This window comes from Aeromicrobium sp. S22 (assembly GCF_009661045.1).
In the GTDB taxonomy this organism is placed as follows: domain Bacteria; phylum Actinomycetota; class Actinomycetes; order Propionibacteriales; family Nocardioidaceae; genus Aeromicrobium; species Aeromicrobium yanjiei.
Genome location: NZ_WJWV01000001.1, coordinates 1692412 through 1706404 on the forward strand (window position 1 = coordinate 1692412; position 13993 = coordinate 1706404).

The 13993-nt window shown below is 69.4% G+C and carries 13 protein-coding genes; all 13 read left to right on the top strand.

Annotation, left to right across the window (positions count from 1 at the left end):
• The first annotated feature begins 69 nt into the window (after positions 1 to 69).
• Positions 70 to 1095, top strand: a complete 1026-nt coding sequence (locus tag GEV27_RS08225) for a diiron oxygenase (protein ID WP_153933877.1) — start codon at positions 70 to 72, stop codon at positions 1093 to 1095.
• A gap of 3 nt (positions 1096 to 1098) precedes the next feature.
• Positions 1099 to 2757: an FAD-dependent oxidoreductase gene (locus GEV27_RS08230; protein ID WP_309222111.1), complete on the top strand. Its 1659-nt coding sequence runs from the start codon at positions 1099 to 1101 to the stop codon at positions 2755 to 2757.
• A 113-nt stretch (positions 2758 to 2870) separates the two neighbouring features.
• Entirely contained in the window at positions 2871 to 3761 is an 891-nt protein-coding gene (pdxS, locus tag GEV27_RS08235) for a pyridoxal 5'-phosphate synthase lyase subunit PdxS (RefSeq protein ID WP_194840023.1), read from the top strand.
• A gap of 279 nt (positions 3762 to 4040) precedes the next feature.
• On the top strand, positions 4041 to 4640 hold the full coding sequence (pdxT, locus tag GEV27_RS08240; protein ID WP_153652988.1) for a pyridoxal 5'-phosphate synthase glutaminase subunit PdxT: 600 nt from the start codon (positions 4041 to 4043) through the stop codon (positions 4638 to 4640).
• A gap of 29 nt (positions 4641 to 4669) precedes the next feature.
• The gene (locus GEV27_RS08245) at positions 4670 to 5431 is read left to right on the top strand and encodes a YebC/PmpR family DNA-binding transcriptional regulator (RefSeq protein WP_153933878.1); all 762 of its coding nucleotides are present in this window, start codon (positions 4670 to 4672) and stop codon (positions 5429 to 5431) included.
• A gap of 96 nt (positions 5432 to 5527) precedes the next feature.
• On the top strand, positions 5528 to 6064 hold the full coding sequence (gene ruvC, locus GEV27_RS08250; RefSeq protein ID WP_153652986.1) for a crossover junction endodeoxyribonuclease RuvC: 537 nt from the start codon (positions 5528 to 5530) through the stop codon (positions 6062 to 6064).
• Positions 6061 to 6651 carry a Holliday junction branch migration protein RuvA gene (gene ruvA / locus GEV27_RS08255; RefSeq protein WP_153652985.1) on the top strand — a complete coding sequence of 197 codons (591 nt, stop codon included), beginning with the start codon at positions 6061 to 6063 and terminating at the stop codon, positions 6649 to 6651. The genes ruvC and ruvA overlap by 4 nt, the downstream gene beginning before the upstream one ends.
• Positions 6651 to 7718: a Holliday junction branch migration DNA helicase RuvB gene (gene ruvB, locus GEV27_RS08260; protein ID WP_153652984.1), complete on the top strand. Its 1068-nt coding sequence runs from the start codon at positions 6651 to 6653 to the stop codon at positions 7716 to 7718. The genes ruvA and ruvB overlap by 1 nt, the downstream gene beginning before the upstream one ends.
• A gap of 112 nt (positions 7719 to 7830) precedes the next feature.
• The gene (gene yajC, locus GEV27_RS08265) at positions 7831 to 8130 is read left to right on the top strand and encodes a preprotein translocase subunit YajC (RefSeq protein WP_194944158.1); all 300 of its coding nucleotides are present in this window, start codon (positions 7831 to 7833) and stop codon (positions 8128 to 8130) included.
• On the top strand, positions 8130 to 9776 hold the full coding sequence (gene secD, locus GEV27_RS08270; RefSeq protein WP_153933879.1) for a protein translocase subunit SecD: 1647 nt from the start codon (positions 8130 to 8132) through the stop codon (positions 9774 to 9776). Before yajC ends, secD begins: the two co-directional genes overlap by 1 nt.
• A complete protein-coding gene (gene secF / locus GEV27_RS08275; RefSeq protein ID WP_153652981.1) occupies positions 9773 to 10882 on the top strand; it encodes a protein translocase subunit SecF in 1110 nt (369 codons plus the stop codon). Before secD ends, secF begins: the two co-directional genes overlap by 4 nt.
• Before the next feature lie 67 nt (positions 10883 to 10949).
• The gene (locus tag GEV27_RS08280; protein ID WP_153652980.1) at positions 10950 to 11480 is read left to right on the top strand and encodes an adenine phosphoribosyltransferase; all 531 of its coding nucleotides are present in this window, start codon (positions 10950 to 10952) and stop codon (positions 11478 to 11480) included.
• 164 nt (positions 11481 to 11644) lie between these two features.
• The gene (locus GEV27_RS08285) at positions 11645 to 13951 is read left to right on the top strand and encodes a RelA/SpoT family protein (RefSeq protein WP_375335582.1); all 2307 of its coding nucleotides are present in this window, start codon (positions 11645 to 11647) and stop codon (positions 13949 to 13951) included.
• The last annotated feature ends 42 nt before the right edge of the window (positions 13952 to 13993 follow it).

The window sequence follows — 13993 nt, forward strand, 5'->3', positions numbered from 1 at the left end:
TGACATCGACGTTGACACATACCCCGGGTATGGGCGATGCTGGCGGTCCGCCGAGCCCGAGGAGCCTCGATGTCCCAGACGATCAACCCGCCCAGTGCCGATCTGCCCGACATCCCCGTCGACGTGTCGCCCGAGCAGTACGCCGACATCCTCCGGGCGCTCTCGCAGGCCTCGGTCGACCGGCACTTCGACGCGTTCGTCGACGTCCCGTGGGAGCACCCCGACTTCGCCGTCCGGTCCGACGATCCGCGATGGGTCCTGCCCGCGGACGTGGATCCCCTCGGCGCGCACCCGTGGTACCAGGCGCAGTCGCTCGAGCGGCGCATCGCGATCGGGCAGTGGCGCCAGGCCAACATCCTCAAGGTCGGCCTGCAGTTCGAGAACATCCTGATCCGCGGCATCATGCAGTACGTCTTCACGCTGCCCAACGACTCCCCGGAGTACCGCTACCTCACGCACGAGGCGACCGAGGAGTGCCACCACACCCAGATGTTCCAGGAGACCGTCAACCGCATCGGGGCTCCGGTCGAGGGCATGCCGTGGCTGATGCGCCGCATCGCCGGGCTGCTGCCGTGGGCGGCGTCGGCAGCGCCCTTCGGGTTCTTCATCGGGGTGCTGGCCGGCGAGGAGCCGATCGACCACACGCAGAAGGCGATCCTGCGCAGCGGTCAGGAGCTGCCTCCAGTGCTGTCGCGGGTCATGGAGATCCACGTCGCCGAGGAAGCCCGGCACATCTCGTTCGCCCACCACTACGTCCGCCGCAACGCCCCGCGGCTCGGACCGATCGAGAAGCGAGTGATGGCGATGCTGTTCCCGGTCATCATGCGGGTGCTGTGCGACGTGATCATGGTGCCGTCGGCGTCGTTCCGCCGGGAGTTCGGCATCCCGCGGCGCGTCATGAAGGACCTGTGGTGGCGGTCGCCGGCGTCCCGGGCCCGGCTCCAGGAGCTGTTCGGGGATGTCCGCATGCTCGCCGACCAGGCCGGCCTGCGCGAGACGCGGACGGCGCGCTGGATGTGGAAGCTGTGCCGCATCGACGGCCGTCCCTCCCGCTACCGCAGTGAGCCCTCGGTCGCCTTTGCAGGACAGGCCTGAGCGGTGCCCCACGTCGTCACCCAGGCCTGCTGCGGCGACGCGTCGTGCGTCTTCGCGTGCCCGGTCAACGCGATCCACCCCACGCCCGACGAGCCCGACTTCGGCCTCGCGGAGATGCTGTACATCGACCCGGTGTCGTGTGTCGACTGCGGTGCCTGCGTGACGGCCTGCCCGGTGGGGGCGATCGCTCCGCAGGGCAAGCTGACCGACGCGCAGCTGCCGTTCGTCGACATCAACGCGATGTTCCACGACGTCCCGCGGGACCACCCGGCGCAGGCTCCCGTGCCCGCGGTCGTCCCGCGGGCGACCACGGACGAGCTCCGCGTCGCGATCGTGGGCGCGGGCCCCGCGGCGCTGTACGCCGCGGACGAGCTGTTGAAGCGGCCCGGTACGCGGGTGACCGTCCTCGACCGGCTGCCGACACCGCACGGGCTGGTGCGCGCGGGCGTCGCGCCGGATCACCAGAGCACCCGGTCCATCGAGGGGCTGTTCCGGCAGATCGAGGAGCAGGACGGGTTCTCGTACCTGCTGGGTGTCGAGGTCGGCACCCACCTCTCCCACGAGGAGCTCGCAGCTCATCACCACGCCGTCGTCTACGCGACGGGTGCCTCGCGGGACCGCCGCCTCGGCATCCCCGGGGAGGATCTCGCCGGCAGCGACACGGCCACGGCCTTTGTCGCCTGGTACAACGCGCATCCCGACCACGCGGCCCGGACGTTCGACCTCAGCACCGAGCGGGTGGTCGTGGTGGGCAACGGCAACGTGGCGCTGGACGTGGCGCGGATCCTCGCCACCGACCCCGAGCGGCTCGCCACGACCGACATCTCCGACCACGCGCTCGAGGTGCTCCGCGGCAGCGCGGTGCGCGAGATCGTGCTGCTGGGGCGCCGGGGCGCCGCCCAAGCGGCGTTCACCCTGCCCGAGCTGGTCGGGCTCCTCGCCCGCGACGACATCGAGATCGTCGTGGAGGGTGACGACCTGCGCGCGGTGACCGGTGACCCGATCGTGCAGCAGAAGCTGGCTGCGCTCCGGGCCGCACAGTCGCGTCCCGCGCGCCCGGGCGCCCGCCGCATCGTCTTCCGGTTCGCGACGTCGCCGCTCGAGCTCGAGGGCGACGGACGCGTCGAGGCGGTCAGGGTGTGCCGCAACGACCTCGTCGAGACGACGGGAGTCGTCACGTCGGTGCAGACCTCCGACGTCGAGGCGATCAGCACGGGACTCGTGCTGCGGTCGATCGGCTACCGCGGCGCGCCGCTGGCCGGGCTGCCGTTCGACGACGCACGCGCGGTGGTGCCCCATGAGCTCGGCCGGGTCGCCGGGATGCCGCGGACGTACGCCGTGGGATGGATCAAGCGGGGTCCGAGCGGCTTCATCGGCACGAACAAGACGTGCGCGCAGGAGACCGTCGACCGCCTGATCGGCGACGCGAACACCGGGGCCCTCGACGTCCCGGTCGGCAGCGCGGCAGATCTGCGGCGACTCGTGCGCTCCCGGGTGGGCTCGACGATCGGGGTCCGCGGTTGGCGTGAGATCGACCGGCACGAGCGGGCGGCCGGTGTGCGTGAGGGCAGACCGCGCCGCCGGATGGACGACGTGGGGGAGATGCTCGAGGTCGCTGCCCACGCGGCACCCGCCACCCGGCGACGCCGCAGCCGGGGGTGACGGTGGGGGCCTTGTCCCGTCCCGTCAGTTGTCCTTCGTCGAGGTGGCGCTGCGATCGGGAGTAGACTTCCAGCACCATCCCGGGTGACATCACGAAGGACACTGCAGTGAGCATTGAGGCAACCACGGTCGGCACCTCCCGCGTCAAGCGCGGCATGGCGGAGATGCTCAAGGGTGGCGTCATCATGGACGTCGTCAACGCCGAGCAGGCCAAGATCGCCGAGGACGCCGGCGCAGTCGCCGTGATGGCGCTCGAGCGCGTGCCCGCCGACATCCGTTCGCAGGGCGGCGTGGCGCGCATGTCCGATCCCGACCTGATCGACGGGATCATCGAGCAGGTCTCGATCCCGGTCATGGCCAAGGCCCGCATCGGCCACTTCGTCGAGGCGCAGGTGCTGCAGTCCCTCGGTGTCGACTACATCGACGAGTCCGAGGTCCTGACCCCGGCCGACTACGCCAACCACATCGACAAGTGGAACTTCACCGTCCCGTTCGTGTGCGGTGCGACCAACCTGGGCGAGGCGCTGCGTCGGATCACCGAGGGCGCGGCGATGATCCGCTCCAAGGGCGAGGCCGGCACCGGTGACGTCTCCAACGCCACGATGCACATGCGCAAGATCGGTGGCGAGATCCGCCGTCTGCAGTCGCTCAACGAGGACGAGCTGTACGTCGCGGCCAAGGAGCTGCAGGCGCCGTACGACCTGGTCAAGGAGGTCGCCGAGGCCGGCAAGCTCCCGGTGGTGCTGTTCACCGCCGGCGGCATCGCGACCCCGGCCGACGCCGCGATGATGATGCAGCTGGGTGCCGAGGGCGTCTTCGTCGGCTCGGGCATCTTCAAGTCCGGCAACCCCGCCGAGCGGGCCGCCGCGGTCGTCAAGGCGACCACGTTCTTCGACGATGCCGACGTCATCGCGAAGGTCTCGCGCGGGCTGGGCGAGGCCATGGTCGGCATCAACGTCGACGAGATCCCCGAGCCGCACCGCCTGGCCGAGCGCGGCTGGTAATCCGCCCGACTTCTCGCGGCGTGTAGCGAAAATTTCACGTCGCGGGAGTATGCTGCGAGACGTCAGCACGTGCGGGGTATGGGAGTGCCTCACTTCATGTGCTGGCGCAAGAGGGAGCTCGATCCGCCGGACGCCAGTCGTTCGTGCCGGGTCACTCACTCCGCTGGACCCGATCGGGAGGGAATTCCGTGAGGGAGCGGCGGCGGTGGCGTATCCCCTGGAGACTCGTCTCTCACGCCGCCGCCGTCGTCACGCGGACCTGCTCAGTACGCTTGCCGCGTGCCTTCCCCCTCCATCGGTGTGTTCGCCCTCCAGGGCGATGTCCGCGAACACCTGCGTGTCCTGAACGATCTCGGCGTCGACGCCGTCCGCGTCCGCCGTCCCGAGGAGCTGGCGCGCTGCGACGCCCTCGTGCTGCCCGGTGGGGAGTCCACGACGATGTACAAGCTCGCGCGGACGTTCGAGCTGTTCGAGCCGCTGGTCGACCGCATCCGGTCGGGCATGCCGACGTTCGGCACCTGCGCGGGGATGATCATGATGGCCGACCGCCTCGAGGACGCGGCCGAGGGTCAGGAGACCCTCGGCGGCCTCGACATCACGGTGCGCCGCAATGCGTTCGGCCGGCAGGTCGACTCGTTCGAGGGAGAGCTCGACTTCGACGGGCTCGGCGATCCCGTGCACGCGGTGTTCATCCGCGCACCGTGGGTCGAGGACCTCGGCGAAGGCGTCGAACCACTTGCCACGATCCCGGCGGGCGAGGCAGCCGGTAGAATCGTCGCCGTCCGACAGGGCAGCCTGATGGCGACCTCTTTCCACCCCGAGGTGGGGGGCGACGATCGCATTCATCGCTACTTCGTGGACCTCGTCAAGCAGTCGTAGACCGTCATCCGTACGTAAGGGGCAGCGCCATGTCAGGCCATTCCAAGTGGGCGACCACGAAGCACAAGAAGGCCATCGTCGACGCCAAGCGCGGCAAGATGTTCGCCAAGATGGTCAAGAACATCGAGGTCGCTGCGCGCATCGGTGGTCCTGACCCCGACGGCAACCCCACGCTCTACGACGCGATCCAGAAGGCCCGCAAGTCCTCGGTGCCCAAGGACCACATCGACCGCGCGGTCAAGCGCGGCGGCGGTGTGGGTGACGACGCGGTCGACTACACCACGATCATGTACGAGGGATATGCGCCCGGTGGCGTCGCGCTGCTGGTCGAGTGCCTGACCGACAACCGCAACCGCGCCGCGATGGAGGTGCGCACCGCGATGACCCGCAACGGCGGCACGATGGCCGATCCGGGCTCGGTGTCCTACATGTTCAACCGCAAGGGCGTCATCATGGTCCCGCGGGATCAGGAGGGCGGTCCGACCAACGAGGACGACGTCCTGCTCGCGGTGCTCGATGCGGGTGCCGAGGAGGTCAACGACCACGACGGATCGTTCGAGGTCATCAGCGAGCCGACCGACCTGGTCGCGGTCCGCACCGCGCTGCAGGAGGCCGGGCTCGACTACGACTCGGCCGATGCGTCGTTCGTGCCCTCCATGACGGTCGACGTCGACGTCGAGGCGGCGACCAAGATCATGAAGCTCATCGACGCGCTGGAGGACTGCGACGACGTGCAGAACGTCTTCGCCAACTTCGACGCCTCCGACGAGGTCATGGCGCAGGTCGAGTGATCCCGGGGCGGCTGCCCTGCGGCGCGTCGCCGTCCGCGTGACGGGGGAGCGGTCTAGGCTGTCGAACATGCGTTCTATCTGGGTGACGGGTCCCGCATGAGGGTCCTCGGCATCGATCCGGGTCTCACCCGCTGCGGTGTGGGCGTCGTCGACGGCACGGTGGGACGTCCGCTGACGATGGTGCACGTGGGCGTCTACCGCACGCCCGCCGACCTCGACACCGCGCGGCGGCTGCACCGGCTGGAGCAGGCGATCGAGGAGGACGTGCTGCTGCACCGTCCCGACGTGGTCGCGGTCGAGCGCGTCTTCAGCCAGCACAACGTCAGCACGGTCATGGGCACGGCCCAGGCCAGTGGTGTCGCGATGCTCGTCGCAGCCCGGCACGGCATCCCGGTGCACCTGCACACGCCGAGCGAGGTCAAGGCGTCCGTCACCGGCAGCGGCCGCGCTGACAAGGCCCAGGTCACGCAGATGGTCACCCGGCTGCTGAGGCTCACCGAGGCGCCCAAGCCCGCGGACGCGGCCGACGCGCTCGCGCTCGCGATCTGCCACATCTGGCGCGGTGGCGCCAAGAACCGGCTCGAGCTCGCCGTCGCCGCGGCCCGCGCCACCCCCACGAGAGGTCCCCGATGATCGCCCACGTCCGCGGCCCGGTCGCCGCCGTCACCCTCACCTCCGCCGTCATCGACGTCGGGGGAGTGGGCATGCAGATCATGTGCACCCCCGGCACGATCGCGACGCTGCGCATCGGCACCGAGGTGCAGCTGTCCACCTCGATGGTGGTGCGCGAGGACTCGTTGACCGTCTTCGGCTTCGCGACCCCCGACGAGCGCGACATGTTCGAGCTGGTGCAGACCGCGAGCGGTGTGGGCCCCAAGGTCGCCCAGGCCATGCTGGCCGTGCTCGATCCCGACCGGTTGCGTCAGGCGATCGGCCAGGGCGATCTCGCGACGCTCACCACGGTCCCCGGCATCGGCCGCAAGGGTGCCGAGCGGATCGTGGTCGAGCTCAAGGACCGGGTCGGCGTCACCACGACCGTGGCCGCCGGAGCGCCCGCGTGGCGGTCCCAGGTCCACGAGGCCCTGCTGGGCCTCGGCTGGTCGACCAGGGACGCCGACGCGGCCCTCGACCGGGTGTCCGCCGACCTGCCTGCAGGCGCCGACCCCGACGTCTCCTCGATCCTGCGCGACGCCCTGCGCTCGCTTGCGAAGACCCGCTGATGCACGGCGATCACGACGAGGCGTACGACGACGGGGCCTTCGAGGCGATCGTGGCCGAGGCGCGCCCCGAGGACCGCGCGTTCGAGGCGGCCCTGCGTCCCCGCACGCTCGACGAGCTCGTGGGCCAAGAACGCGTGCGCGAGCAGCTGTCGCTCGTGCTCGAGGCGGCGATGGGCCGCGGACGCACCCCCGACCACGTCCTGCTGTCCGGTCCGCCCGGGCTCGGCAAGACGACCATCGCGATGATCATCGCGACCCAGCTCTCGGCGCCGCTGCGCATCACCAGCGGACCGGCCATCCAGCACGCGGGCGACCTCGCGGCGATCCTGTCCGGCATCAACGAGGGCGACGTCCTGTTCATCGACGAGATCCATCGCATGTCGCGGCCCGCGGAGGAGTTGCTCTACATGGCGATGGAGGACTTCCGCGTCGACGTCATAGTCGGCAAGGGTCCCGGCGCGACCGCGATCCCACTGGAGATCCCGCCGTTCACGGTGGTCGGCGCGACGACGCGGGCGGGTCTGCTGCCCAGCCCGCTGCGCGACCGGTTCGGCTTCACCGCGCAGCTCGACTACTACGACCCCGAAGAGCTGCACCGGATCGTCGTGCGGTCGGCCGGGCTGCTCGGCCTGGACGTCAGCGACGATGGCGGGCGCGAGATCGCCTCCCGCTCGCGCGGCACCCCGCGCATCGCCAACCGGCTGCTGCGCCGAGTCCGCGACTTCGCCGAGGTGCGCGCCGGGGGAGTCATCGATCACGACGTGGCCCGCGACGCCCTCTCGCTCTACGAGGTGGACGAGCTCGGCCTGGACCGCCTCGATCGTGCGGTGCTCGACGCGTTGTGCCGCAGCTTCGGCGGCGGGCCGGTGGGCGTGTCGACCCTCGCGGTCGCGGTGGGCGAGGAGCGCGAGACCGTGGAGGAGCTCGCCGAGCCCTTCCTCGTACGCCTCGGATTCCTGGCGCGCACCCCGCGCGGACGCGTGGCGACGCCCGCGGCTTGGCGCCATCTGGGCCTGTCGGCCCCTGCCGGACTCGATCAGCTCCCGCTGCCCGACGACTCGCCGTAACGCCACACCGTGACGCGTGTCATGCTGCGAAGGTTGCCGGGCTAAACTATCCGGCGGCCCTCCGGCCATGCCCGACGATGTCGGGTCACACCACCGTTACGGGAGATTCACCGTGGAAAACTGGGCATCCACCCTGCTGCCGATTGCCATCTTGGTCCTGGCCTTCTGGTTCCTGGTCCTTCGGCCGGCACGTGCCCAACGGCGCGACTTCCAAGGGCTGCAGAGCCGGCTCGCTCCGGGTCAGCGGGTCATGCTGGCCAGCGGCATCTTCGGCGAGACCGTCACGATCGGTGACGAGACCGTCGAGCTGCTCGTCGCGCCCGGGACCGTGATCACCGTCAACCGCCACGCGGTCTCGCGCATCATCGCCGACGAGATCGAGACCGAGCCTGAATCGAGCACAGACAGCTGATGGCAAAATCCCCGCAGCGCAGCTCTTCGCTTCCTCGTCCCAAGAGGACGCTGACCCTGTTCCTGGTCGTGCTCGTGGCGCTCTACGCACTGGTCGCGTTGATCAACCTCCGCACCGACAAGGGCGAGGACAGTGCGTGGCAGCCGCGGCTCGGGCTCGACCTCGAGGGCGGTACGCGCATCAGCCTGCAAGCCAAGGCCACCGAGGGTGACGTCACCAAGGACAAGCTCGACCAGGCGCGCAACATCATCGACCAGCGCGTCAACGCGACAGGCGTGACCGAGGCCGAGGTCACCACCCAGGGCAACGACCAGGTCATCATCGAGATCCCCGGTGAGCGCAAGGCCGGGATCGTCGACGAGGTCGGCAAGACCGCCCAGCTGCGGTTCCGACTGCTGTGGGCGGGCAACCTGCCGAGCGCGACCAAGCCGCTCGCGGCCAAGGACGCTGCGGCCCAGCAGAAGATCATCGACGGCATCGACTGGAGCAAGCTCACGCTCGACCAGATGATCCAGGCCGAGCTGCAGGGGGTCCAGACGCTGCCCAAGGCGTACCAGGCCGGTATCGCCGCGCTGCAGAAGGAGGCGGCCGGCTTCGTGTGCAACCCCGAGGGCGTCGACGTCGACGATGTCGCCGGCAAGCCTCTGGTCACCTGTGACACGTCCAACGGCGAGGTGCAGATCCTCAGCCCGACGGTCATCCCCGGCTCCGACATCAAGAGCGCCGAGCCCCAGTACGACGCGCAGCGTGCCGAGTGGAGCGTGCGCATCGAGCTCAAGGGTGAGGGCAAGTCGGCCTTCAAGACCGTCACCACCGCGCTGACCCCGGGCCAGAACCGGTTCGCGATCGTGCTCGACGGTGAGACGATCACGGCGCCCGCGTCACAGGCGCCGATCAACAACGGCGTCTCGCAGATCACCGGCGGCTTCAACGCCGACTCGGCCAAGGCGCTGTCCAACCAGCTGAAGTTCGGCGCGCTGCCCCTGACGTTCGCCGTCAACGGCAGCGAGGAGATCGGCCCGTCGCTTGCCGGCACGCAGCTCGATGCCGGTCTGGTCGCGGGCGTGATCGGCCTGCTCCTGGTCATCGTCTACTGCTTGTTCTACTACCGCGGCCTGGGCCTGGTCATCATCGGCTCGCTGGCCGTGGCGTCGGCCCTGACGTACGTCATGGTGCTGCTGCTCGGCAAGGGCGTCGGGTTCACCCTGACGCTGCCGGGCATCGCGGGACTGATCGTGGCGATCGGCATCACCGCGGACTCGTTCATCGTGTTCTTCGAACGCATCCGCGACGAGGTGCGTGACGGCAAGTCGCTGCGCCTGGCCGTCGAGGCCGGCTGGGTACGCGCCCGCGGCACGATCCTGGCCGCCGACGCGGTCTCGATCATCGCCGCGATCACGCTGTTCATCTTCGCGATCGGTGTCGTGCGCGGATTCGCGTTCGCGCTCGGCCTCACGACGCTGATCGACGTGTTCGTCGTGTTCTTCTTCACCAAGCCGCTGGTCTCGCTGCTGGCCCGGACGAAGTTCTTCGGTCAGGGCCACAAGCTGTCCGGGCTCGACGCGAGTCACCTGGGCATCACCGGCCGCAAGGTCACCGAGATCGCGCGCACGCAACCGAACAAGGCAGAGAAGGTCAGCCGATGAGCCGCATCAGCACGTTCGGGCACAACCTCTACGAAGGACGCGTGTCGTTCGACTTCATCGGCCGGCGCAAGCTCTTCTACGCGATCTCGGCGGCGATCGTCGTCGTCGCAGCGCTCGCGTTCATGGTGCGCGGCTTCAACTACGGCGTCGAGTTCAAGGGTGGCGTCGAGTTCACCGCGAAGGTCGCGGTCGCCGACGTCCAGTCCTCCGACGCGATGATCCAGGCCGTCGAGGACGCCGGGGTGCCCGATGCGGGCGACCCGACGGTGCAGACGTCCGGCAACGACACGATCCGCATCCAGACCCGCGCCCTGACGCAGGACGAGGCCACCCAGGTCACCGACTCGCTGAAGAAGGCCGGCGCGACCGAGGTGAGCCAGAACCTCATCGGACCCACGTACGGCAAACAGGTCGCGACCAAGGCCCTCACCGGCCTGATCGTGTTCCTGCTGATCGTCGTGGTGTTCATCTGGGCGTACTTCCGCGAGTGGCGGATGTCGGTGGCCGGCATCGTCGCCCTGATCCACGACCTGGTCATCACCGCAGGCGTGTACGCGCTGTCCGGCTTCGAGGTCACCCCGGCGACGGTCACCGGACTGCTGACGATCCTCGGCTTCTCGCTGTACGACACCGTGGTGGTGTTCGACAAGGTCCGCGAGAACACGAAGGGCATCTTGACCTCGACCACCAGGACGTACGCCGAGCAGGCCAACCTGGCGCTCAACCAGACCCTGGTCCGATCGATCAACACCTCGATCACGGCCCTGCTCCCGGTCGCTGCCCTGTTGTTCGCGGGTGTCTTCATCCTCGGCACCGGTCCGCTCAAGGACCTCGCGCTCGCGCTGTTCGTCGGCATGCTCGCCGGTGCGTACTCCTCGATCTTCATCGCGACGCCGCTCGCCTCGCAGCTCAAGGAGCGCGAGCCGGCGATCAAGGCGCAGGCCGCGAGGGTCATGGCACGGCGGGCCAAGGAGGCCCGGGAGGGCGAGACCCCCGTCCCGGCCGGCGCGCCGGCCCCCGCACGGACGGTGCGACCGTCGGCCGCGGCCAAGCGGGCGCAGCCCAGTCGCAAGCCCCGGTCCCAGCGCGGCAAGGGCGGTTCGTAGGCTCGTACCCTGGACGGTGGGCTTTGACGAGCCCGATCGCCCAGCACCCGCCCGCGAGAGGACCTGCATGACCGACCTGGATGCCACGATCGACCGGCTCGTACGACAGATTCCCGACTGGCCGGAGCCGGGTGTCACGTTCCGTGACATCACTCCGCTGCTCGCGGACGCCGAGGCTCTCGCCGCGGTCGTCGACGGCCTGGTCGATCTCGCCGAGGGCTTCGGTCCGGTCGACGCAGTGCTGGGCATCGAGGCGCGCGGATTCATCTTCGGACCGGCGATCGCCCTTCGCATCGGAGCCGGGTTCGTCCCGGTCCGCAAGCCCGGCAAGCTGCCGTCCGCCTCGCACTCCACGTCGTACGACCTGGAGTACGGCTCGGCCTCGCTGCACATGCACCTCGACGCGATCGTGTCGGGATCCCGCGTGCTCGTGGTCGACGACATCCTCGCGACGGGCGGCACGATGGCCGCTGCGACGGACCTGGTCACCCAGGCCGGGGGAGTCGTGGCCGGCAACCTCGTCCTGATCGAGATCTCCGAGCTCGGCGGGGCCGAACGGCTCGCGCCGACCGGCTGCGCAGCCCTCCGCACGTACTGACCCCTGACGAATCGAGAGCCATGAACCCCCACCAGGTCCGCATCGTCGCGCTCGTGCTGGTCGCGATCCTCGTGCTCGGCGCCGCAGCGACCCTGCTCGGCGAGCTCCTCTGACCGCTGCATGACCGGCGGCCGACTAGACTGAACAGACAGTGAGGAGAGCGCGTGGCTGATCGCACCGAAGCACCGGCGGTCGAGTCGAAGAACGACTCGGCTCCTGCGTCTGCGCGCGTCCGCAACCGTCTCGCCCGCATCGGCGGCAGCAAGGGCAGCTCGCCCGACACGGTGCTCGACCCGCTGATCAAGATCTACCGGTCGACCCACCCCAAGGGCGACATCGCGGTGCTCCAGAAGGCGTACCGGATCGCCGAGCAGATGCACGACGGGCAGAAGCGCAAGAGCGGCGACCCCTACATCACCCACCCGCTCGCGGTGGCCACGATCCTCGCCGAGCTCGGTATGACGGCCCCGACCCTGTGCGCGGCCCTGCTGCACGACACGGTCGAGGACACCGCCTACACGCTGGACCAGCTGTCCGCGGACTTCGGTGACGAGGTGCGCCAGCTGGTCGACGGCGTGACCAAGCTCGACAAGGTCAAGTACGGCGACTCGGCCCAGTCCGAGACGATCCGCAAGATGGTCGTGGCGATGAGCCGCGACATCCGCGTGCTGGTCATCAAGCTCGCCGACCGCCTGCACAACATGCGCACGCTGCGCTACCTGCGTCAGGACAAGCAGGAGCGGATCGCGCGCGAGACGATCGAGATCTTCGCGCCCCTGGCCCACCGCCTCGGCATGAACACGATCAAGTGGGAGCTCGAGGACCTCGCGTTCGCGACGCTGCACCCCAAGGTCTACGACGAGATCGTCCGGCTCGTCGCCGACCGCGCGCCGTCGCGCGAGCAGTTCCTCGAGCGGGTGGTCAGCGACGTCGAGTCCGACCTGCGCCACGTCAAGCTGAAGGCCACGGTCTCCAGCCGGCCCAAGCACTACTACTCGATCTACCAGAAGATGCTGCTGGGCGGCCGGGAGTTCTCCGACATCTTCGACCTCGTCGGGGTGCGCATCCTGGTCGACACCGTGGCCGACTGCTACGGCGTCCTCGGCGTGCTGCACGCCCGGTGGAACCCCATTCCAGGACGGTTCAAGGACTACATCTCGGTCCCGAAGTTCAACATGTACCAGTCACTGCACACCACGGTGATCGGCCCGCAGGGCAAGCCCGTCGAGCTGCAGATCCGCACCTACGCGATGCACCGCCGGGCCGAGTACGGCGTTGCGGCGCACTGGAAGTACAAGGAGGATGCGGCCGGCGGCGTCAAGACCGGCGGCAAGGCACCCGACAGCAGCGACATGGTGTGGCTGCGCGAGCTGCTCGACTGGCAGTCCGAGACCGAGAGCTCGGTCGACTTCCTGGACTCGCTGCGCTTCGAGATCAACAACGCCGGCGTCTACGCGTACACGCCGCGCGGCGACCTGATCCAGCTGCCGGCCAAGGCGACGCCGGTCGACTTCGCGTACGCGGTGCACACCGAGGTCGGGCACGCGTGCATCGGCGCGCGGGTCAACGGACGCCTGGTGTCGCTGGAGTCGACGCTGGAGAGCGGCGACGTCGTCGAGATCTTCACGTCCAAGTCGCCCGACGCGGGCCCGAGCCGCGACTGGCTCGAGTTCGTCGTCAGCCCCCGTGCGCGCAACAAGATCCGCCAGTGGTTCACCAAGGAGCGTCGCGAGGAGGCCATCGAGCGCGGCAAGGACCTCATCGCCAAGCAGATGCGCAAGGAGGGCCTGCCGCTCCATCGTCTGTTCAAGCACGAGACGCTCGCGACCGTCGCTGCCGAGCTCCACCTGCCCGACGTGTCGACGTTGTACGCGGCCGTCGGTGAGGGCAACGTGGGCGCGCAGAGCGTCGTCGAGCGCGTGATCGACCTCGCGGGCGGCCGCGAGGGTGCGCAGGAGGATCTCGCCGAGGCGACGACCCTGCCGAGCATCGGCTCGAGGCGTCGTGCCGATCCGCGCGACGCCGGGGTCATCGTCGAGGGTCTCGAGGGCGACGACGTCATGGTCAAGCTCGCCCGGTGCTGCACGCCCGTGCCCGGCGATGCGATCGAGGGCTTCGTGACCCGCGGCGACGGTGTGTCGGTCCACCGGGCGGACTGCGCCAACCTGATCTCGTTGCGGAGCCAGCCCGAGCGCCTGGTGGCCGTGCGGTGGGCGCCGACCGGCAAGAGCACGTTCCTCGTCGCGATCCAGGTCGAGGGACTCGACCGGCCCCGTCTGCTCAGCGACATCACGCGCGTGATCTCCGATCAGCACGTCAACATCTTGTCGGCGTCCCTGTCGACAGGTCGCGACCGGGTGGCCAAGTCCAAGTTCACCTTCGAGATGGCCGATCCCAAGCACCTCGGCCACGTCCTCAGCGCCGTCCGCACCGTCGAAGGCGTCTTCGACGTCTACCGCCTCACCCAATAACGCTGACGAGGCCCTTCCCGCCCCGCGAGGAGCGGGTTCCGG